The following is a 19,953-nucleotide window of genomic DNA, read 5'->3' as shown; positions in this document are numbered from 1 at the left end:
TCAAGTATGCGCTGGCCAGTCGCGATGCCCGTTCCCGGGGTGATACCCCGTCGGGGTATAAGCTGGGATGGGCGGGCCAGACGGAGCGGCAGGGTGAATCGACGATGACAGACGAACACGGGTACTCGCAGCAGAAGGACAACTACGCCAAGCGGCTGCGGCGCATCGAGGGCCAGGTGCGGGGCATCGCCCGCATGATCGAGGAAGACAAGTACTGCATCGACGTGCTGACCCAGATCAGCGCCGTCAACAGCGCGTTGCGGTCGGTCGCGCTGAATTTGCTCGACGAGCACCTGAGCCACTGCGTCACCCGGGCCGTTGCCGAGGGCGGCGACGAGGCCGACACGAAGCTCAGCGAGGCCTCCGCCGCGATCGCTCGCCTCGTCCGCTCCTGATCGCAGGGCGTGTTGCCGCGCCAAGTTGGAGGAACCGGTAGCCGGTGTGCGTACGGTATGGGGAGCGTGACCTCGGCGACGTTGCTCAGCCGATTGCGCACACCCAAGCGATGACTGTGATGACTGCCGAAACCGCCAACGCAGCCGCGCGAACGTGGACGCCACGGATCGCGGCTCAGCTCGCCATCCTCGCGGCCGCGGCCTTCACCTATGTCACCGCCGAGATCCTGCCGGTGGGGGCGCTGCCGGCGATCGCCCGCAACCTCAACGTCAGTTTGGTCCTGGTGGGGACCCTGCTGTCCTGGTACGCCCTGGTCGCGGCCCTGACGACGATCCCGCTGGTGCGCTGGACCGCGCACCTGCCGCGCCGCCGCGTGCTGGTCGCGAGCCTGACCTGCCTGACCGCCTCCCAGCTCATCTCGGCGCTGGCGCCCAACTTCGCGGTGCTGGCCGCCGGGCGGGTGCTGTGTGCGATCACCCACGGGCTGCTGTGGTCGGTCATCGCGCCGATCGCGACCCGGCTGGTGCCGCCCAGCCACGCCGGGCGAGCCACCACATCGATCTACGTCGGCACCAGCCTGGCGCTGGTCGTCGGCAGCCCGCTGACCGCGGCCCTGAGCCTGATGTGGGGATGGCGCCTGGCCGTCGTGTGCGTCACCGTCGCGGCCGCGCTCGTCACGGTCGCCGCCCGGCTGATGCTGCCGGAGATGGTGCTCACCGAGGATCAGCTGGCCCACGTCGGGCCCCGGTCCCGCCATCACCGCAACCCGCGGCTGATCATCGTGAGCGTGCTGGCGATGATCGCGGTCACCGGCCACTTCGTGTCCTACACGTTCATCGTCGAGCTCATCCGCAACGTCCTGGGCGTGCGTGGGCCGAACCTGGCCTGGGTGCTGGCCGCCTACGGGCTGGCCGGCCTGCTATCGGTGCCGCTGGTGGCGCGGCCCCTGGACCACCGCCCCAAGGGCGCCGTCATCCTGTGCATGACGGGTCTGACGGCCGCCTTCGTGGTGCTGACGGCGCTGGCGTTCGGCGGCCGGTCCGGCGCGACGACCGCGCTGATCGGCACCGCCGCCATCGTGCTGTGGGGGGCCATGGCCACCGCCGTATCGCCGATGATGCAATCCGCCGCCATGCGCAACGGGGCCGACGACCCCGACGGGGCCTCGGGCCTCTACGTGACGGCATTCCAGGTCGGCATCATGGCCGGCTCGCTGGCGGGCGGGCTGCTCTACGAGCACAGCGTCACGATGATGCTGATCGCTTCGGCGATCCTGATGGCGGTCGCGCTGGTCGGCATCGCCGCCAACCGGCGGATGCTCGACGTCCCCCCGCCGCGGCCGACAAGCTCACTCGATTCATAACCGTCCAGCTCAGAGGCGTGTTCTTGGCTGCTCCGGGGCAGCGGACGCCCGCCGGCGACGGTCGACGGCGCCCGCCCTATGCCAGACTGTGTCGGAGTAGACGAGTGGAGGTATGCATATGTCGGGCTGGACGAAGGCCTGGACTTTCAAGGGTCTCTTCGCCGCTCTGAACGTCACCGGCTGGGGCGCAGTGTTGACCCTGGCGCTGGTGCTGAGCGCCGCCCCCGCGCTGGCCGACCCGGACCCGGCTCCCGCCGACCCGGGCGCCGTCGCCGCCCCGCCCGGCCCGCCCGCGCCGCCGGATCCCTTCGCGCCGCCACCCCCGCCCGACCCGCTGGCACCGCCGCCCCCGCCCGACCCGGCGGCGGCGCCACCATGGCTCCCGCCGATGGCGGAACCCGCGGCGGCCTCGGCCGCCGGGCAGAACCCCACCCCGTTCACCGGGACGGCCCCGTTCGGGCCCCCCAAGATCCAGCCCGCCAACGGGTCGACCGTCGGCGTCGCCCAGCCGATCATCATCAACTTTCCGGGACGCGTCGACGACGCCGGCGCCGCGGAGGGCGCGGTCCACGTCTCGTCGGTGCCCGCGGTCCCGGGCAAGTTCTACTGGATGACCCCGACGCAGCTGCGCTGGCGGCCGTTGAGCTTCTGGCCCGCCCACACCGCGGTGACCGTCGACGCCGGGGGCACCGTGTCGAGCTTCCGCACCGGAGACACGCTGGTCGCCACGGCCGACGACGCCACGCATCAGCTGACCGTCACCCGCAACGGCACGGTGGAGAAGACGATCCCGATGTCGATGGGCATGACGTCCGGCAACCACCAAACCCCCAACGGCACCTACTACGTGCAGGACAAGAAGGCGTCGGTGGTGATGGATTCGTCCACCTATGGGGTCCCGGTCAACTCGACCTACGGCTACAAGGTGACGGTGGAGGACGCGGTCCGGTTCGACAACGTCGGCGACTACGTGCACAGCGCCCCCTGGTCGGTGGACGACCAGGGCAAGCGCGACGTCAGCCACGGCTGCATCAACATCAGCCCCTCCAACGCGAAGTGGTTTTTCGACAACTTCGGCGCGGGAGACCCGATCATCGTGAAGAACTCCACCGGCGGCAACTACAAGAAGAACGACGGCTCCGCCGACTGGATGAACTAGCTGCCCGCGAGCAGTCGCAGAATCGCCCATTTCCCTGCGAAATCGGGCGATTTTGCGTCTGTTGGCCATCTCCTTGTCGAGGGGCCTTCCGCGGGCGCGGCGGTTATGTATAGCATCATATATAACTTCGGCCCCTGAGGAGCGGCGATGCGCGGTCCACGCGACCGGATGGTGGTATCTGCCGCCCTGCTGATCAGGGAGCGCGGCGCCCACGCCACCGCCATCTCCGACGTCCTCGAGCACAGCGGCGCGCCGCGCGGATCGGCCTACCACTACTTCCCGGGCGGGCGCACGCAACTGCTCTGCGAGGCCGTGGACTACGCCGCGGACCACGTCGCCGCGATCATCGCCGACGCCGCGAGCGGCCTCGACCTGATCGACACCCTGATCGACAAATTCCGCCAGCAGCTGCTCGACAGCGACTTCCGCGCCGGCTGCCCCATCGTCGCCGTGTCCGTGGAGGCGGGCGAGCAGGACGCCGAGCGCATGGCGCCGGTCGTCGAGCGCGCGGCGGCGGCGTTCGACCGCTGGACCGACCTGATCGCCCAGCGCTTCATCGCCGACGGCGTAGCCCGGGAACGGGCGGGCGAATTGGCGGTCCTGGCCACCACCGCGCTCGAGGGTGCGATCCTGTTGGCCCGGGTGCGCCGCGACCTGATGCCCCTCGACGTCGTCCGCCGCCAGGTGCGCGAACTGCTCTTGGCTACGTCGTCGTATCGGGTGACCGGAGAGGATGTCCCACAGTGACCACAGACACGACCGGTGAATGGCACTCCACCGCATGCATCCTGTGCGAATGCAACTGCGGCATCGTCGTTCAGCTCGACGATCGCCGGCTGGCCCGCATCCGCGGTGACAAGGCGCACCCGGCATCGCAGGGCTACACCTGCAACAAGGCGTTGCGGCTGGATCACTACCAGAACAGCCGCACCCGGCTGACCGCCCCGCTGCGCCGACGCGCCGACGGCAGCTACGAGGAAATCGACTGGGACACCGCGATCGTGGAGATCGCCGAGGGATTCAAGCACATCCGCGACACCTACGGCGGGGACAAGATCTTCTACTACGGCGGCGGCGGGCAGGGCAATCACCTGGGCGGGGCGTACAGCGGCGCCTTCCTGAAGGCGCTCGGCTCACGGTACCGCTCAAATGCGTTGGCGCAGGAGAAAACCGGCGAGTCCTGGGTCGACGGGCAGCTGTACGGCGGTCACACCAGGGGAGAGTTCGAGCACGCCGAGGTGGCGGTGTTCGTCGGCAAGAACCCGTGGATGTCGCAGAGCTTTCCGCGCGCCCGGGTGGTGCTGAACGACATCGCCAAGGATCCGGCCCGGTCGATGATCGTCATCGACCCCGTCGTCACCGACACCGCCAAGATGTCCGACTTCCACCTGCGGGTGCGGCCCGGCACCGACGGGTGGTGCCTGGCGGCGCTGGCCGCCGTCCTCGTCCAGGAAAACCTCTGCGACGAGACGTTTCTCGCCGAGCACGTGCGCGGCGCCGACACCGTCCGCGACGCGTTGCGCGACGTCGCGGTCGCCGACTACGCCCAACACTGCGGGGTCGACGAGGAACTGCTGCGCGCGGCGGCGCGGCGCATCGGCGCCGCGGCGAGCGTCTCGGTCTTCGAGGACCTCGGCGTGCAGCAGGCACCCAACAGCACGCTGTGCTCCTACCTGAACAAGCTGCTCTGGGTTCTCACCGGCAACTTCGCGAAAAAGGGCGGCCAGCACCTGCATTCGTCGTTCGCACCCCTGTTCGGGCAGTTCTCCGGCCGCACCCCGGTCACCGGCGCGCCCATCATCTCCGGGCTGGTGCCCAGCAACGTGGTCCCCGAGGAAATCCTGACCGACCATCCGGACCGCTTCCGCGTCATGATCGTGGAAAGCAGCAATCCCGCTCACTCGCTGGCCGATTCGACCGCCTGCCGCGAAGCCTTCCAGTCGCTGGAACTGATGGTGGTCATCGACGTCGCGATGACCGAGACCGCCAGGCTCGCCCATTATGTACTTCCGGCCGCATCCCAATTCGAGAAGCCGGAAGCCACCTTCTTCAACCTGGAGTTCCCGCACAACACTTTCCAATTGCGCCGTCCGCTGCTCGAGCCGTTGCCGGGAACACTGCCCGAGCCCGAGATCTGGGCCCGGTTGGTGCGGGCGCTCGGCGTGGTCGACGACGCGGATCTGCGGCCCCTGCGCGAAGCCGCCCAGCGGGGTCGGCAAGCGTACGCCGAGGCCTTCCTGTCCGCCGCCACCAATCCCACGGTGGCTCAGCTACTTCCGTACGTGCTCTACGAGACGCTCGGACCGACCTTGCCGGACGGGCTGCGCGGCGCGGCCGCCCTATGGGGCCTGGCCCAGAAGACCGCGATGAACTATCCCGACGCCGTGCGGCGCGCCGGTCACGCCGACGGCAACGCGCTGTTCGACGCGATCCTCGACAACCCCTCGGGCGTGACGTTCACCGTCCACAACTACGAGGACGACTTCGCGTTGATCAGCCACTCCGACCAGAAGATCGCGCTGGAAATCCCGTCGATGCTCGACGAATTGGCCGCGCTGGCCCGGACCCCGGCCGAGCTGACCACGCCCGATTTCCCGATCGTGCTGTCGGTGGGGGAGCGGCGCGCCTACACCGCCAACGACATCTTCCGCGACCCGTCCTGGCGCAAACGCGACGCCGACGGCGCGCTGCGGGTGAGCGTGGAAGACGCCCAGGCCCTAGGGCTCGTCGACGGATGCCGGGCCCGCATCAGCACCGCGGCCGGCAGCGCCGAGGCCACCGTCGAAATCACCGAGACCATGCTCGCCGGACATGCCGCCCTGCCCAACGGTTTTGGGCTCGACTATCTCGACGACGACGGTCACACCGTGGTGCCCGGAGTGGCCCCGAACGCCCTGACCTCGATCGGGTGGCGCGACCCCTACGCGGGCACGCCGTGGCACAAGCACGTGCCCGCGCGCATCGAGGCGCTGACGCCGGTCAGTTCCAGATCTTGACCCGGCGCTCCGGTTCCAGGAACAGCGCGCCGGTGTCGGCGCCGTCGAACGCGTCGTAGAAGGCGTCCATGTTGCGCAGCACGCCGTTGCAGCGGAATTCCGGTGGCGAGTGCGGGTCCACCGCCAGCCGCCGGATCGCTTCGGCCTCGCGGGATTTGGTGCGCCACACCTGGGCCCAGCCGTAGAACACGCGCTGCACGCCGGTCAAGCCGTCGATCACGGGGGCGGGTTGGCCGTTCAGTGACAGCTGATAGGCCAGCAGCGCGATCGACAACCCACCCAGATCCCCGATGTTCTCCCCGACAGTGAACGCGCCGTTCACGTGGTGGCCGCTCGACAGCCCCCTCGGGATGTACGTGTCGTACTGCGCGATGAGGGCCTTTGTGCGAGCACCGAATTCGGCGCGGTCGGCGTCGGTCCACCAGTCGACCAGGTTGCCGTCGCCGTCGTACTTGGCGCCCTGGTCGTCGAAGCCGTGACCGATCTCGTGCCCGATCACCGCGCCGATGCCGCCGTAGTTCGCGGCGTCATCGGCCTCGGCGTCGAAGAACGGCGGCTGCAAAATGGCCGCCGGGAAGACGATTTCGTTCATCCCCGGGTTGTAGTACGCGTTGACCGTCTGCGGGGTCATGAACCACTCGTCCTTGTCCACCGGGCCGCCGAGCTTGGCCAGCTCGCGGTCGTGGTTGACGGCGTACCCGCGCTGGTAGTTGCCGTAGAGGTCGTCGCGGTCGATCACCAGCGTGGAGTAGTCCCGCCATTTCGCCGGGTAGCCGACCTTGGCGGTGAACTTGTCGAGCTTGGCCAGCGCCCGCTCCCGCGTCTGGGGCGTCATCCACTCCAGGTCGTTGATGCTCATCCGGTAGGCCGCCTGCAGGTTGGCCACCAGCTCGTCGATGCGCGCCTTGGCGCCGGGCGGGAAATGCCGTTGCACGTACAGCTTTCCGACGGCGTCGCCCATCAGGCTCTCGACCAGCGAGACCGCCCGCTTCCACCGGTCCCGGATCTGCTCGGTGCCGGTCAACCGGCGGCCGTAGAAGTCGAAGTCCGCGGCCACCACCTCGTCGGTCAGCCAGGCGGCCCGCGCGCGGATCACCCGCCACCGCGCCCAGCTCTTCCACACCTCGAGGTCCTCGCTGCGCCACAGCTCGGCGAATGACCGAACGTAATCCGGTTGGCGCACAACGACTTCCGCGAGCGCTTCGGGCTGGGTGCCCAGCGCGGCGACCCACGTGCCCCAGGCGAAACCCACCGACTCGTCGCGCAGTTCGGCGAACGTGCGCAAGTTGTAGGTGAGGTCGGCGTCGCGGCGCTTGACCACATCCCAGTGCGCCTCGGCCAGCCGGGTCTCGAGCGCGACGATGCGCTCGGCGGTCCGGATGTGGCTTTCCGGGTCGCCGCCGAAGACCAGGCCGAACATCCGGGCGATGTGCCCGGGGTACGCCTCGAGCACCTCGGCGTGCTGTTCTTCGCGGTAATAGGACTCGTCGGGCAGCCCGAGTCCGGACTGGGTGAAGTGCACCAGGTAACGGGCCGAGTTCTTGGCGTCGGTGTCCACATACATCGCGACACCGCCGCCCACCCCGGTGCGCTGCAGGGCGCCGAGGGCGGCGGCCAGCGCGTCGGCGTCGGCCGCGTCGTCGATCACGGCCAGTTCGTCGAGCAGCGGGCGCACGCCGCGCCGCTGGACGGTCTCCTCGTCGAGAAAGCTCGCATACAGGTCGCCGATGCGTTGCGCGTCCGCGTCGCCGGCGGCCGCACCCCGCTCGCTGGCCTCGACGATCAGGTCCCGCACCTGCTCCTCGGCGCGGTCGTACAGCTGCCGGAAGGCGCCGTCGGTGGCCCGGTCCGCCGGTATCTCGTATTCGGCCAGCCAGCGGCCGTTGACGTGACCGAACAGGTCGTCTTGGGGGCGGATGCTGTCGTCTACGTAGCTCAGGTCGATGCCCGAGCGGAGGGCCGTATTCGTCACCCCGCCATCCTTCCATCTTTCCCGGGTGCGACGATCGGGCCATGTCCGAGGGCGCGCGCACCGAGCCACCTGCCGAAGAAGATGTCGTCGACGCCGGCGACGACGCCGAAGAGGGCGGCCACCCGACCGCCGACGACGCTGACGACGGCGAACCCGGCCCCGAATCCGACCCAGCGGTCTTCTCGCATTACGGGGTGGCGTCAACGGTTCTCGGCGTGCTGTCGGTGGCCGCGGTCGTGCTCGGGGTGATCATCTGGTCCGGCCACCGCGACCAGGTCGCCGAGCGCGGTTATCTGAGCCGCGTCATGCAGACCGCCGCCGGGTGGACCAACGTGCTGATCAACATGAACAGCGGCAACGTCGACGCCAGCCTGCAGCGGCTGCACGACGGCACGGTCGGCGAACTCAACACCTACTTCGATGCCGCCGTGCAGCCCTACCGGGCGGTGGTGGAAAAGCTGCAGTCCAAGAGCGCCGGGCGGATCGACGCGGTGGCGATCGAAACCGTGCACCACGAGCTGGACGCCCAGCCCGGCGCCGACAGGCCCCCGGGGTCGGAATCGGTGACGACCAAGCTGCCGCCGTTCGCCAGCCGGACCGACTCGGTGCTGCTGGTCGCCACGTCCGTCAGCGAAAACGCCGGCGCCAAGCCGCAGACCGTGCACTGGAACCTGCGGCTGGACGTGTCCGACGTCGACGGCAAGCTGATGATTTCCGGACTGAGTTCGATCCGATGAGAAACATCTGGCGACTGTTCGCATTCGACATCGCGGCCCCGCTGGCCGCGATCGCCGCGTTGGTGGCCATCGGGGTGGTGCTCGGCTGGCCGCTGTGGTGGGTGTCGGCCTGCTCGGTGCTGGTCCTGCTGACCCTCGAGGGCGTCGCGGTCAACTTCTGGCTGCTGCGCCGCGATTCGGTCAGCCTCGGCACCGACGACGACGCGCCGGGGCTGCGGTTGGCGGTGGCCCTGCTGTGCACGGCCGCCCTGGCGGCGGCCGTCGCGACCGGATACACGCACTGGACGAAGACGGACCGCGACTTCACCGACGACTCCCGCAAGGTCGTGCGGATCGCCACCGGCATGGCCGAGGCCATGGCGTCGTTCAGCCCCACCGCCCCGACCGATGCGATCGACCGGGCCACGGCCATGGTCGTCCCCGAGCATGCGGCGGCGTTCAAGGAGCAGTACACCAAGTCCAGCGCCGAGCTGGGCCAGCACAAGGTCACCGCCCAGGCCGCCACGGTCTCGGCCGGCGTCGAGGCGCTCGGGCCGACGGCGGCCAGCGTCGCGGTGATCCTGCGGGTGACCCAGAACGCGCCGGGCCAGCCACCCAGTCAGGTGGCGCCGGCGCTGCGGGTGACGCTGACCAAGCGCGGTAGCGACTGGCTGGTCGCCGACGTGCTGCCGATCAGGTAGCTCAGTTGGATTCGGCCGAGGGGCCGGACTTCACCTTCACGAACCGGTCCGACAACCGGCGGATGCGGATCATCAGTGCGGCCGTCGGGCTGGTGCTGCCGTCGAGGTAGCCGCCCAGCTCCTCGGGGCTGACCCCGATGCGGGACGCGAACTCCTGCTGCGCGAGTCCCGAGCGGTCGATCAGTAGCCGCACGTGGCGGGCCACCTCGGCGCGCTCGTTGGCGTCCAGGTGGGTGCGGGCGCGCTCGAGCACCTCCCACAGCGCCTTGGCGATGCCGTAGGGGCGGGTGCCGCCGAGGACCTCTTCGACCTGGCGGGCGGTGCGCCCGTACGGGTCGCGCTTCAACGCGCCGGCGATGCGCTTCCAGGTGGCGATGTCACCGCCCTGCAGGGCCGACCGGATGGCGGCGGTCGGCCAGAACTCCACCGGCTGGTCCAGGTCCGGAACGGATCCGGACGGCCCCTCGGACGGGCCACCGCCGCGGTTGCGCTGTTCGGGGGCCGGCCGGCGGGGCGGCGGTGGGGGGCGTCGGTCGGATGCCAACGTCACCTCGCCTCCTCCAGCATCGCTACCGCCACGGACAGGCAGCGTTCCCTGATCCCCTCCCAGTCCGAGTTCGCGTCGGCTTCCGACCCCTGGTCTTCCGGGTAGTCGCACGGATCGGGATCTGCGAGTCGACGGACCAACTGGGTGGCGATGCATTGCCGCCTGGACGATTCACAACAGTAATACCTGTCCATTCCGGCCAGCACCACCGCGGCGGTCTCGGGTTCCATCGCATCCACCATGTCTGCAAAGTCGGCATAATCGCGGCGACTGTTACGGCACATGATGAGGTAGCCCTTGAGCCGCAGGGTCTCCGCGCCGGTCGGGACCAGCAACCGGTCGCCGGTGGGCAGCTGCACATGGGTCGTCTCCACCGGGCTGCGCCGCGCGTACCTCGGACGGTCGGTGGCCCCCGCCGGTGCGGCGTCCGGGTCGGTCTCGAGCGCGTCGATCGCCACCGACAGGCGGCCCCGCCACAGCGTCACCGGATGAACGGGCCGGTCCGACCCGGAAATGGCCTTGGCGATCCCGTTGCGCGCCGCCAGCCCGCCGACGAGCTTCTTGGGGCCCGACGAACCGTTGGCATGGCCGTTGGTGGCGGTCTTCCTGTCGCCCGCGGTCACCCCGACGGCGACCTTCTCCTCGCCCAGCGCTACCTGGTGGGGGATCTGCCCGGGCCCCAGGCCGCGGGTGCGTTCCTCGTCGGGGCCCGACGAAGCCTGACCGCGGCCGCGACCGCAGCCGCTGAAGGCCAGTGGATCGGTCACGCAGATGGCGTCGGGCGCCAGGTGCTTGAGCTTGGCGGCGGACTTGAGCACCATCCGCAGGTCCGCGCTGGGCGCCACCAGCGCCGAGATGTCGTCGGGAATGACGACGACGTCGCCGAGGTCGACCTCCGGCAGCGGCCGGTCGAAGTCGACCGACGGCAGCACGCGGGACAGCCACGGCGGCAGCCACCAGTTCCACTGCGCGAACATCGCCATCAACGCCGGAACCATCACCAGCCGCACCACGGTGGCGTCCACCGCGATCGCCACGGCACAGGCCACGCCGATCTCGGCCACCAGCGGCATGCCGGCGAAGGCGAACCCGACGAACACCGCGATCATGATCAGCGCCGCGCTGGTGATGGTGCGGGCGCTGGTGCTGACGCCGTAGGCCACCGCGTCACGGGTGTTGCCCGAATGCAGGAACCGTTCCCGGATGCGGGTGAGCAGGAAGATCTCGTAGTCCATCGACAACCCGAAGGTCATCGCGAGCACCAACGGGGGAACCGTGCTGTCGATCGAGCTGATCTGGGCGAAGCCGAGATCCTTCAGCCATCCCCACTGGAACACCATCACCAAACTGCCGTAGGCGGCCGCGACCGACAGCAACGTCATCAAGACGCCCTTGAGCGCCAAGAACACCGAGTGGACGGACACCAACAGCATCACGAACGCGATCAGCGCGACGAAGCCCAGCACCAACGGTTCGGTCGCCGACACCTGGTCGTCGAAGTCCTTGATCAGCGCGGTCGGGCCGCCGACGTCCACGCGCGCGGTCCCCAACTGTTGGACCTTGGGGAGCTCCGCGCGCATCCAGCCCACGGTTTCGCGGGCCCGCATGTCCTCGGGGTCCACCGACAGCACCGCGGACAGCAGCGCGCTGCCGTTGTCCTCGGCGTACTGGGGCGGTGACACCGAGACGATGTTCGGCGCCTGCGTCATCCGCTGGCGGACCGCGCCGACGGTGTGGCTGTGCTCGGGCGAGGCCGCCCCGCCCTCGGGGAAGTTGATCAGCACCCGGATCGGCCCGAGCGCGCCCGGACCCAACGCCTGGGCGGCGGCGCCGACGCCGGCGCGGATCTCGTGGGACGAGTCGAACTGGCGTAACAGGCTGTTGCCCAACACCATTGACGCCGCGGGCGCGGCCATCACGAGCAGCACCAGCGACGCCGCCAGCGCGGACATCCACGGCCGGCGCATCACCCATCCGATCCACCGGTTCCAGAACCGCGACTGGGTGCTTTCGGGCCGACGGGACCAGTGCAGGAAGCCCGACCGCTTGGCGGCCGCCCGGCCGAACGTCGCCAGCGCCGCCGGTGTCAGGGTGGTCGAGGTCAGCATCGCGACGGCGACGGCCAGGATCGCGCCGGTGGCCATCGACTTCAGCGCCGGGGTGTTGATCACGTAGATCCCGGTGAGGGACGCGACGACGGTCGCGCCGGACAGCACCACGGCCAGCCCGGAGGTCGCCATCGCGGCGTCGACGGCCTCGCGGGGCTGGCGCCCGCTGCGCAGTTCCTCGCGGAAGCGCATCAAGATGAACAGCGAATAGTCCACGGCCAGCGCGATCCCGAACATCGACACCGTCGAGGTCACGAACACCGACATGGTGGTGTACGCGGAGAGCAGGTACACCAGGCCCATCGTCACCACGACCGTGCACACGCCCAGTGCCAGAGGGATCGCCGCGGCGGCCAGTGAGCCGAACACGGCGAGCAGGACGATGAGGATCACCGGCAGGTTCCACCGTTCCGCGGCGGCGATGTCGTGCTTGGTGTTGGCGGCCGCGGCGGCGCTCAGCGCGCCCTGGCCGATGACGTAGAGCCGCACCCGGCCGTTGGCGGTCTGGCCGGGCTGGTCGCCCTTGATGCCGACCTTCGTGCGGAGCTTCTTGGCGACGTCGCTGGTGTTGCGGGAATCGAGCCGCACCGACAGCACGTAGGGGCGGTCGGGTTGCGGCGGCCGCTGGGTGGGGTTGGGGATCTCCGAGGTGCCGGGGACCTCGGCGGTGAGCCGTCGCAACTGTGCGACCGCCTCGTTCATGTCCTGGTAGGTGGCGTCGGCGCGGGGCGCGGCCACCAGCGCCAGCGATGACCCGCCCTGGTCGTGGTAGAGCTCCTCGAGCTGGTCGTGGACCGCCAGCGATTGGGAACCGGCCACGTCGAAACCGCCGCCGGTGAGGTTGCCGGATTGCGTCAGCGCCAGGTAGACCGCAGGAACCAACGCCAGCAACCAGCCTGTGAAGACCAACCAGCGGTACTTACGCAGGCTGCGGCTGAGGCGCATCATCAACTGCTGGATTTTTCTCGCTCCCCGGTTCTCGCGTAACGCGTGCAGGCGAGGATACCGGAGCACGCTGTGGTTTATGTGGGGTTATGTAGTTCCTGAGCTGCGGTGACGGCGTCGTTGCCAAGAAGCTGCGGAGTCGTTGTGAACCGGTGACCAAGCGGGATCTCGGTCACATCCGCAGTTCGCGGCTGGCCGGGCGATATCGGCGGTGGCAGGATGTCGGTTGGCCTGGCGGGTCCTCGGGGGATTCAGGGGGACCCGGCCATCGGTAAGGCCGTCCATTGCAGCTGTTTGCGACGCGCTCATCCGTGGCGGTCCGCGCAAACTGTGAGGAGTTCTCGATGACGACAGGCAGCGCTGGACGGCGTGGCAAAATCTTGGCCGGCCTGATCGCCGCCGCCGCGCCCGGCGCCGCCCTCGCGGTGCTCGCCGGTCCGCCGGCGACCGGCGCCAACGATCCGTGCGCGGCCAGCGAGGTCGCCCGCACCATCGGCTCGGTCTCGAAGTCGATGGGTGACTATCTGGATTCGCACCCCGAGACCAACCAGACGATGACCTCGATGCTGCAGCAGCAGGCGGGGCCGCAGTCGCTGAGCGGGCTGAAGAGCTACTTCGACGCCAACCCGAAGGTCGCCGGGGACATGACGTCGATCGCGCAACCCCTGACCAGCCTGTCGCTGCAGTGCAAGCTGCCGATCTCGATCCCGCAGATGATGGGCATGATGCAGCAGGCGCAGGGGGCCGCGGGCGCCCTGCCCGCGCTTCCCGGTAACCCCCCGGGCGCCTCCCCGCTGGGCGGAACGGGCGCCCCGCCCGCCGCGCCGCAGCCCGCTCCTCTCCCTGCCGGCACCAACCCGCTCTCGGGCCCGCCGCGCGGAAACACCGTCGGCTAGGCGTCCCGGCCGTCGGTCTCCGGGTTTCGGTCGGGCGGCAGCGGCCCCTGCAGGGCGGCCTCGGTCGGGTCGGCGGAAGCGTCGCCCGGCTGCGGCACGATCGGCAGCGGACCGGTGATCGGGTCGTCGTCGGAGTCGTCGACGTTCTCGGTGCGGAACACGAAGAAGAACACCACCCAGCCGACCGCGGCGATGAGCAGCCAGCTGATCAGCCGGTAGATCAGCATGGCCGAGATCGCGCTCGACAGGGACATCCCGCTCGAGACCAGCCCCGGCACCAGCACCGCCTCGACGACCAGCAGCCCGCCGGGCATCAGCGGGATGGTGCCGACCGCGCGGGCCGCGGCGTAGGCGACGGTCAGCCCGGCCACCGACGCGTGATCCCCGGCGGCGTACGCGGCGAAGCCGAGGCAGGCGACGTCGGCGACCCAGTTGAACATCGACCACCCGAACGCCACCCCCAGGTCGCGGCGGCCCAGGCTCACCGATTCGAGCTGCATCAGCGTCTCGCGCCACTTGTCCAGGCCGGTGTCGGCGGGCTTTCCGCGCACCGAGTTGACCCACGTCAGGACCCGGCTGCCGATGCCTTCGATCAGCTCCGGCCGCGAGGCCACGGCCTGCGCCAGCAGCAGCAGGGCGACGAAACCGCCGAGCGTGAACAGCAACGAGAACGGGTTGTTCTTCGCGCCCAGCAGGAAAGCGCCGCCCAACCCGAGCAAAGCCAATCCCACCGCCTGCAGCACGCCCGACATCACCAGCTGCCACGACGCCACCACCGTCGAGGCACCCCAGAGCCGTTGCTGGCGGAACAGGAACGTCGCCGACAGCACGGGCCCGCCGGGCAGCGTGGTGCTCAGCGAGTTGGCCGCATAGAACGCGGCCTCCGAGCGCAGTTGCTTGACGTGCACCCCGGCCGACTTGAGCAGGGTGCGCTGGATCTGGGCAAAGCTGTGCATGGACGCGGCCGCCGCCACGACCGAGGCGAGCAACCACCACCAGTTCGCCTCGTACAGGCTCATCCACGCTTTGGCCAGCTGATCCCAGCCCAGGGAAACCTCGACGGCAAGCACGATGGCAACCATCCCCAGGATGACCCAGCGCACCCACCAGTACTTCCCGCGCGGGGTTTGTTCGCGCGGGAAGTCGAGATTGCGGGCGGGTGCGTCGTGCGACACGTGATTTAGGGTAACGGTGCAGGTGGCGCCGCGATCGCTGCGCGCCGCCGACTGTGTCGCCGTCGTAACCGGATCGTGCCGGCTCCGACGGCTGCGGGCGACGCGTAGGCCTTTGGCAGGCGCTGCGAACCGATTCGGGGCCGCGCCGCTACCGATAGGCTGGCCAGATGTCAGCAAACGTCGACGACGCGTCGGTTGAACCCGTAGTACGCAAGACCGCGGCCTGGGCGTGGCGTTTGCTCGTCATCCTGGCCGCCGCGGTCGCCCTGTTGTGGGTGGTCAAGAAGCTCGAAGTCATCGTCGTTCCGGTGCTGGTGGCGCTGCTGCTGAGCGCGCTGCTGGTGCCGGTGGTCGATTGGCTGGACCGGCGGGGCCTGCCCCGCGGCGGCGCGGTGGCGCTGGTGCTGCTGGGCGGCTTCGCGATCCTGGGCGGCATCCTGGCGTTCGTCATCCTGCAGTTCATCGACGGCCTGCCCGGCCTGACCGAACAGGTGACGCAGAGCATCGAGTCGACCCGCCGGTGGCTGATCAACGGGCCCGCGCATCTGCGCAGCGAACAGATCGACAGCGCGGGCAACGCCGCCATCGAGGCGCTGCACAACAACCAGGCCAAGCTGACCAGCGGCGCGCTGTCCACCGCGGCGACCGTCACCGAGCTGGTGACCGCGGCGGTGTTGGTGCTGTTCACGCTGATCTTCTTTCTCTACGGTGGCCGCAACATCTGGCGGTACGTGGTGCAGATCATCCCCGCCCACGTCCGCGACCGGGTGCACGAAGCCGGCAACGCCGGGTACGGGTCGCTGATCGGGTACGTGCGGGCCACCTTTCTGGTGGCGCTGACCGACGCGGCCGGGGTGGGCGCGGGCCTGGCGATCATGGGCATCCCGCTGGCGCTGCCGCTGGCCTCGCTGGTGTTTCTGGGTGCCTTCATCCCGCTGATCGGTGCGCTGATTTCCGGCCTGCTGGCCGTGGTGGTCGCCCTGTTGGCCAAGGGCATCGTGTACGCGCTCATCACGCTGGGGGTGTTGATCGCGGTCAACCAGATGGAGGCCCACCTGCTGCAACCGCTGGTGATGGGCCGCGCCGTCTCGATCCACCCGCTCGCCGTGGTGCTGGCCATTTCCACCGGCGGCGTGCTCGCCGGGATCGTCGGCGCCCTGCTGGCCGTCCCGACGGTCGCGTTCCTCAACAACGCGTTCCAGGTGCTGCTGGCGCCCAATCCCGAGGCGGAAGCCGAGAAGCAGACCGAGGAGGCGGACGAGAAGAACGCCATCCTGCAGGCCGAGCCGGACAAACCGGGCTCCGACTGATACCAGCGTCAGGGGGCGCCGGGGCGCTTTCCTATAACCGTCCCTCGCGGCGCAGCAGATCCGCCGCGGACAGCCCGCCGCCCGAGCGGCGCCGCTGCCGCGCCGGGTCGCCGTTCTCGCCCTGGCCGCGGGGGTTCACCGCGTTGCCGGGGGCGTCGTTGTCGGGGTCGTCGGGCCGGTTGCCGGGGACGGGGATGGCCCGGGTCTGATCGCCGGACGGCGGCGCCGTCGGCGGACGCTGGGGTGCCTGCGGGGCCGGCGGCGAGGGCTTGGCCGGGGGGCGCGGTTCGGCCGGCCGGTCCCGGCCCGGGGCGCCCTGCGCGGCGAAACGTGTGGTCTTGGCTTCGGTCGGCTGGTTCGGCCGCGCCGGGATGCGGGTGGTGTCCACGCTGTCGTCGGCCCGGGTGGTCGACGCGCTCGGGGTGGGTTCCTTTGCGGGCCTGGGTTCCGGCGCCGGGCGCGCCGGTCGCGACGGCTCCAGCGGCGCGGGGTGGGTGGGGTCGTGCGGCGGACGCGGCGCGGCGGCGACCAGGCTGGCCGCCACCGGCGGCCGCGCGGGGCGCCCGTTGAGCGTCGGCCGCTTGCGCTCGTCGGGCAGATCGATCTCGCCCAGCCCGATCTTGTTCTGCAGGCGCCGGGCCCAGCGCGGCGCCCACCAGCAGTCGTCGCCGAGCAACTTCATCACCGACGGCACCAGGAACATCCGGACGACCGTCGCGTCCAGCAGCAGCGCCGCCATCAGACCGAACGCCAGATACTTCATCAACACCAGGTCGGAGAACACGAACGAGCCCGCGACCACGGCCAGCACCAGCGCGGCGGCCGTGATCAGGCGGCCGGTGGTCGCGGTGCCGATCCGGATGGCCTCGGCGGTCGACATGCCGCGTTCGCGCGCCTCGACCATGCGCGAGACCAGGAACACCTCGTAGTCGGTGGCCAGGCCGAAACCGACGGCGACAACCAGCGCGATGACCACCACCATCAGCGGGGTCGGCGTGAAATTCAGCACCCCCGACAGGTGACCGTCGACGAAGATCCACGTCAGGATTCCCATCGTGGATCCCAGCGTGAGAGCGCTCATCACCGCGGCCTTGACGGGCAACACCACCGAGCCGAACGCCAGGAACATCAACAGCATGGTGGCGCCGAGCAACAGCACCAGCATCAGCGGAGCCTTGTCGAACAGGCTGTGGATGCTGTCCTGCTCCAGCGCCGGGGTGCCGCCTACATAGAGGTTCAGCCCCTTCGGGGGGTTGACCGCCCGCAGTTCGGTGATCTTCTTGGCGGCGTCATTCTTGTTGACCAGGCCGTTCTGGATCACCCGCACCGAGCCGTCCTTGGGCACCGTGGTGCCGTTCGGGCCGGCGACGCAGGGATTGCCGGCGATGGTCGGGCAGGCCCGCTCCTCCCATTGCTTGTCGGTGAACCCGCCGATCGAGGAGATCCTGTTGCGGATGTCGGCCACCTGCTGGTCGGTGACCTTGCTGTGGTTGTCGCTCTGGATCACCACCGTCAGCTGCTCGGTGCGGTAGCCGGGGAATCGCTTGTCGAAGTGTTCCTGCGCCAGGCGCACGGCGTTGTCGGGCGGCAGATACTTCTCGCTCATGCCGCCGAACGAGAGGTTGCCGAGCGGGATGACCAGCAGGATCATGCCGACGGCGATCGGGATGGCAAACGCCAACGGCCGCTTCATCACCCAGTTGACGAGTTTGCCCCAGAAGCCGGCCTCGACCTCCTCGCGGGTCTTGGTCTTCTGCAGCCGGTCGGCGAGCCAGTTCAGGTAGGCGCGTGAATACTTCCAGTTGCGCAGGAACGGCACCCGGAACGCGGTCCGCACGCCCAGCGCATCGACGTGGCGGCCGAGGATGCCCAGGCACGCGGGCAGGAACGTGATCGACAACAGCGCGGCAAGCCCTACCGCCGCGAAGATCGCGTAGGTCAGCGAATGCACGAAGCCCTGGGGCAACACCAGCAGGCTGGCGCTCGAGGCGATGATCAGCACCGCCGAGAACGTCACTGTGCGCCCGGCCGTCATCACGGTTCTTCGCACGGCGGCCTCGGTGTCGTAGCCCTCGGCGATCTCCTCGCGGAACCGGCTCACGACGAACAGCCCGTAGTCGATGGCGATACCCAGGCCGATCAGCGAGACCACCGGCTGGGCGAAGAAGTGGACCGGCCCGAACAGGGAGACGAGCCGCAGGATGCCCAGCGAGCCCGCAATGCTCAGCCCGCCGACGATGGCCGGCAGGCCGGCGGCGACCGCGCCGCCGAACACCAGGAACAGGACCACTGCCACCAGCGGCACCGCGAGGACCTCCATGCGGCGCTGGTCGGTCGCGATCGTGCCGGTCAGGGCGTTGGCGATTGGCTCGAGGCCGGCCAGCTCCACGTTGCCGCCGCCGAGCTTCTGCAGGCCGGGCGCGATGGCCTTGTAGTTGTTGAGGATGCTGTCGTCGTCGTCGCCCTTGAGCGGAACGCTGACGAAGGTGTGCTTCTTGTCCTCGCTGACCATCCCCTTGATCACGGGGTTGTCGCTATTGGGGGCCGCCAGCCAGCCCGCCCACCCGACGACCTGGTCGGGATGATCGGCCTTGAACTTGTTGAGCTCGGCGACGACCTTGTCCCGCCACGCCGGGTCCTCGACCGTCTTGCCGTCGGGGGCGGTGAACGTCGCGACCACGTGGCTGGTGCGGTCGCGGCCGTAGGTCTCGTCCCCCAGCACCGAGGCTTTGACGGATTGACTGCCGTCGTCGTAGAAGCCGCTCTGTGTAACATGCTTGCCCAGGCTGATGCCGAAGACGCCGCCGAGCAGACACAGAGCTACCGTGACCCCGATCACGATGTACCGATACCGGTACACAGTTCGACCCCACCAGGCGAACACGCAAGCTCCTTACTGGATCGTCTTAGTCGTCAACGACCCGCGCACTGGTTTTTCAGTGTCACACACGCGCGGTCAACAGCGCTGACAGCGGCCGGAATGGCTGCAGCCATGCGCCCTGGTCAGGCAGCGAATCTAGGCCGATCCGCGGCAATGGTTCCCGGAAGACGCCGGCGATCTCCTCCAGGTCAACGAAGTCCAAGGTATCCGACGCTAGCGCCCAACTCGCATGTTCGCGAAATCCGATCACTTGGACGCTGGTGCCGCTCCGGGCGATCTCCTCGAGCGGTTGGCGGAACGCCTGTCCGTCGGCCGAGGCCACCACCAGGGCCGCCAGCCCTTCGGTCCGCCGGAGTTCGATATGGGCCAGCATGTCGCGGTCGACGTCGCTGTCCTCATCGATCTTCGGCTTGGCGAACACCGCGAACCCAACGTTACGCAATGCGTCCACCCAAGGCCGGACGACGTCGGCGCTGCCCGGCGCGATGTTGGTGAACACGGTGGCCTCGGGCTCGACGACGACGCCCGGTCGCTGCGCGCTGATCTCGGCCGTGCGCGACAGCAGCCAGCGTCCCAGGGCGTCGAACCGCGGGCGTTCCAAGGCGGTCGGCCGGCGACCCAGGATCGAGCCCAGACCCATGTCGAGGTTGGGGGCGTCCCACACCAGCAACACGCGTCCGCCGGACGGCGAAAAGCCGCCCAGGGCGCCCACGCCGTCGTCCGGCAGCACCGCCGGCGGCGCGACGGGTTCCGCTCCGGCGTTGGTCGTCTCAGTCAGGCTCATCACT

At 69.5% G+C, this 19,953-nt stretch carries 15 protein-coding genes; 9 read left to right on the top strand and 6 right to left on the bottom strand.

Annotation, left to right across the window (positions count from 1 at the left end):
- The first annotated feature begins 104 nt into the window (after window positions 1-104).
- From K883_RS07550 to K883_RS07530, 5 genes are all read left to right on the top strand, one after another.
- Complete coding sequence (locus K883_RS07550) at window positions 105-395, top strand: copper-sensing transcriptional repressor RicR (RefSeq protein WP_008261917.1); 291 nt, start codon at window positions 105-107, stop codon at window positions 393-395.
- Between the two features lie 119 nt (window positions 396-514).
- Complete coding sequence (locus K883_RS07545) at window positions 515-1,759, top strand: MFS transporter (RefSeq protein ID WP_008261916.1); 1,245 nt, start codon at window positions 515-517, stop codon at window positions 1,757-1,759.
- Between the two features lie 118 nt (window positions 1,760-1,877).
- On the top strand, window positions 1,878-2,918 hold the full coding sequence (locus K883_RS07540) for a L,D-transpeptidase (RefSeq protein ID WP_008261915.1): 1,041 nt from the start codon (window positions 1,878-1,880) through the stop codon (window positions 2,916-2,918).
- Window positions 2,919-3,065: 147 nt separating this feature from the next.
- Entirely contained in the window at window positions 3,066-3,665 is a 600-nt protein-coding gene (locus K883_RS07535; RefSeq protein ID WP_008261912.1) for a TetR/AcrR family transcriptional regulator, read from the top strand.
- Window positions 3,662-5,914: a molybdopterin-dependent oxidoreductase gene (locus tag K883_RS07530; protein ID WP_008261911.1), complete on the top strand. Its 2,253-nt coding sequence runs from the start codon at window positions 3,662-3,664 to the stop codon at window positions 5,912-5,914. Before K883_RS07535 ends, K883_RS07530 begins: the two co-directional genes overlap by 4 nt.
- On the opposite strand, the gene K883_RS07525 is transcribed toward K883_RS07530, so the two are convergent.
- Window positions 5,898-7,886 carry a M13 family metallopeptidase gene (locus K883_RS07525; RefSeq protein ID WP_008261910.1) on the bottom strand — a complete coding sequence of 663 codons (1,989 nt, stop codon included), beginning with the start codon at window positions 7,884-7,886 and terminating at the stop codon, window positions 5,898-5,900. The two genes, K883_RS07530 and K883_RS07525, sit on opposite strands and share 17 nt — an antisense overlap.
- A gap of 41 nt (window positions 7,887-7,927) precedes the next feature.
- On the opposite strand from K883_RS07525, the gene K883_RS07520 reads away from it, so the two are divergent.
- Together K883_RS07520 and K883_RS07515 are read left to right on the top strand one after the other, a co-directional pair.
- Window positions 7,928-8,623, top strand: a complete 696-nt coding sequence (locus K883_RS07520) for a hypothetical protein (RefSeq protein WP_008261909.1) — start codon at window positions 7,928-7,930, stop codon at window positions 8,621-8,623.
- Entirely contained in the window at window positions 8,620-9,303 is a 684-nt protein-coding gene (locus K883_RS07515) for a hypothetical protein (protein ID WP_008261908.1), read from the top strand. The genes K883_RS07520 and K883_RS07515 overlap by 4 nt, the downstream gene beginning before the upstream one ends.
- Before the next feature lies 1 nt (window position 9,304).
- Here the strand turns inward: K883_RS07515 and K883_RS07510 are convergent, their stop codons facing one another.
- Together K883_RS07510 and K883_RS07505 are read right to left on the bottom strand one after the other, a co-directional pair.
- Complete coding sequence (locus tag K883_RS07510; protein WP_008261906.1) at window positions 9,305-9,853, bottom strand: helix-turn-helix domain-containing protein; 549 nt, start codon at window positions 9,851-9,853, stop codon at window positions 9,305-9,307.
- Entirely contained in the window at window positions 9,850-12,906 is a 3,057-nt protein-coding gene (locus K883_RS07505; RefSeq protein WP_008261904.1) for an MMPL family transporter, read from the bottom strand. The genes K883_RS07510 and K883_RS07505 overlap by 4 nt, the downstream gene beginning before the upstream one ends.
- Window positions 12,907-13,247: 341 nt before the next feature.
- On the opposite strand from K883_RS07505, the gene K883_RS07500 reads away from it, so the two are divergent.
- Window positions 13,248-13,799, top strand: coding sequence for a hemophore (locus K883_RS07500; RefSeq protein WP_008261902.1), 552 nt, complete (start codon window positions 13,248-13,250; stop codon window positions 13,797-13,799).
- Here the strand turns inward: K883_RS07500 and K883_RS07495 are convergent.
- Window positions 13,796-14,974 carry a lysylphosphatidylglycerol synthase transmembrane domain-containing protein gene (locus K883_RS07495; RefSeq protein ID WP_008261900.1) on the bottom strand — a complete coding sequence of 393 codons (1,179 nt, stop codon included), beginning with the start codon at window positions 14,972-14,974 and terminating at the stop codon, window positions 13,796-13,798. The genes K883_RS07500 and K883_RS07495 overlap by 4 nt on opposite strands.
- 167 nt (window positions 14,975-15,141) lie before the next feature.
- On the opposite strand from K883_RS07495, the gene K883_RS07490 reads away from it, so the two are divergent.
- Window positions 15,142-16,284, top strand: coding sequence for an AI-2E family transporter (locus K883_RS07490; RefSeq protein WP_008261889.1), 1,143 nt, complete (start codon window positions 15,142-15,144; stop codon window positions 16,282-16,284).
- Window positions 16,285-16,315: 31 nt separating this feature from the next.
- Here the strand turns inward: K883_RS07490 and K883_RS07485 are convergent, their stop codons facing one another.
- Both K883_RS07485 and K883_RS07480 read right to left on the bottom strand, forming a co-directional pair.
- Window positions 16,316-19,168 (bottom strand): trehalose monomycolate exporter MmpL3, encoded by a 2,853-nt coding sequence (locus K883_RS07485; protein ID WP_008261885.1) that lies wholly within the window; start codon window positions 19,166-19,168, stop codon window positions 16,316-16,318.
- A gap of 58 nt (window positions 19,169-19,226) precedes the next feature.
- Window positions 19,227-19,949 carry an NYN domain-containing protein gene (locus tag K883_RS07480; protein ID WP_008261879.1) on the bottom strand — a complete coding sequence of 241 codons (723 nt, stop codon included), beginning with the start codon at window positions 19,947-19,949 and terminating at the stop codon, window positions 19,227-19,229.
- Window positions 19,950-19,953: the final 4 nt, after the last annotated feature.

Source organism: Mycobacterium sp. TKK-01-0059 (assembly GCF_000709305.1).
Taxonomy (GTDB): Bacteria; Actinomycetota; Actinomycetes; order Mycobacteriales; family Mycobacteriaceae; genus Mycobacterium; species Mycobacterium intracellulare.
The sequence above is the reverse complement of the archived record's forward strand: the minus strand, read 5'-3'. Positions and strand labels throughout refer to the sequence as shown.

Bases quoted from the DNA above. Each gene is read 5' to 3' on its own strand.
- K883_RS07550 (WP_008261917.1), top strand. From the start codon at position 105: ATGACAGACGAACACGGGTACTCGCAGCAGAAGGACAACTACGCCAAG.
- K883_RS07545 (WP_008261916.1), top strand. From the start codon at position 515: ATGACTGCCGAAACCGCCAACGCAGCCGCGCGAACGTGGACGCCACGG.
- K883_RS07540 (WP_008261915.1), top strand. From the start codon at position 1,878: ATGTCGGGCTGGACGAAGGCCTGGACTTTCAAGGGTCTCTTCGCCGCT.
- K883_RS07535 (WP_008261912.1), top strand. From the start codon at position 3,066: ATGCGCGGTCCACGCGACCGGATGGTGGTATCTGCCGCCCTGCTGATC.
- K883_RS07520 (WP_008261909.1), top strand. From the start codon at position 7,928: ATGTCCGAGGGCGCGCGCACCGAGCCACCTGCCGAAGAAGATGTCGTC.
- K883_RS07515 (WP_008261908.1), top strand. From the start codon at position 8,620: ATGAGAAACATCTGGCGACTGTTCGCATTCGACATCGCGGCCCCGCTG.
- K883_RS07505 (WP_008261904.1), bottom strand. From the start codon at position 12,906: ATGATGCGCCTCAGCCGCAGCCTGCGTAAGTACCGCTGGTTGGTCTTC.
- K883_RS07500 (WP_008261902.1), top strand. From the start codon at position 13,248: ATGACGACAGGCAGCGCTGGACGGCGTGGCAAAATCTTGGCCGGCCTG.
- K883_RS07490 (WP_008261889.1), top strand. From the start codon at position 15,142: ATGTCAGCAAACGTCGACGACGCGTCGGTTGAACCCGTAGTACGCAAG.
- K883_RS07480 (WP_008261879.1), bottom strand. From the start codon at position 19,949: ATGAGCCTGACTGAGACGACCAACGCCGGAGCGGAACCCGTCGCGCCG.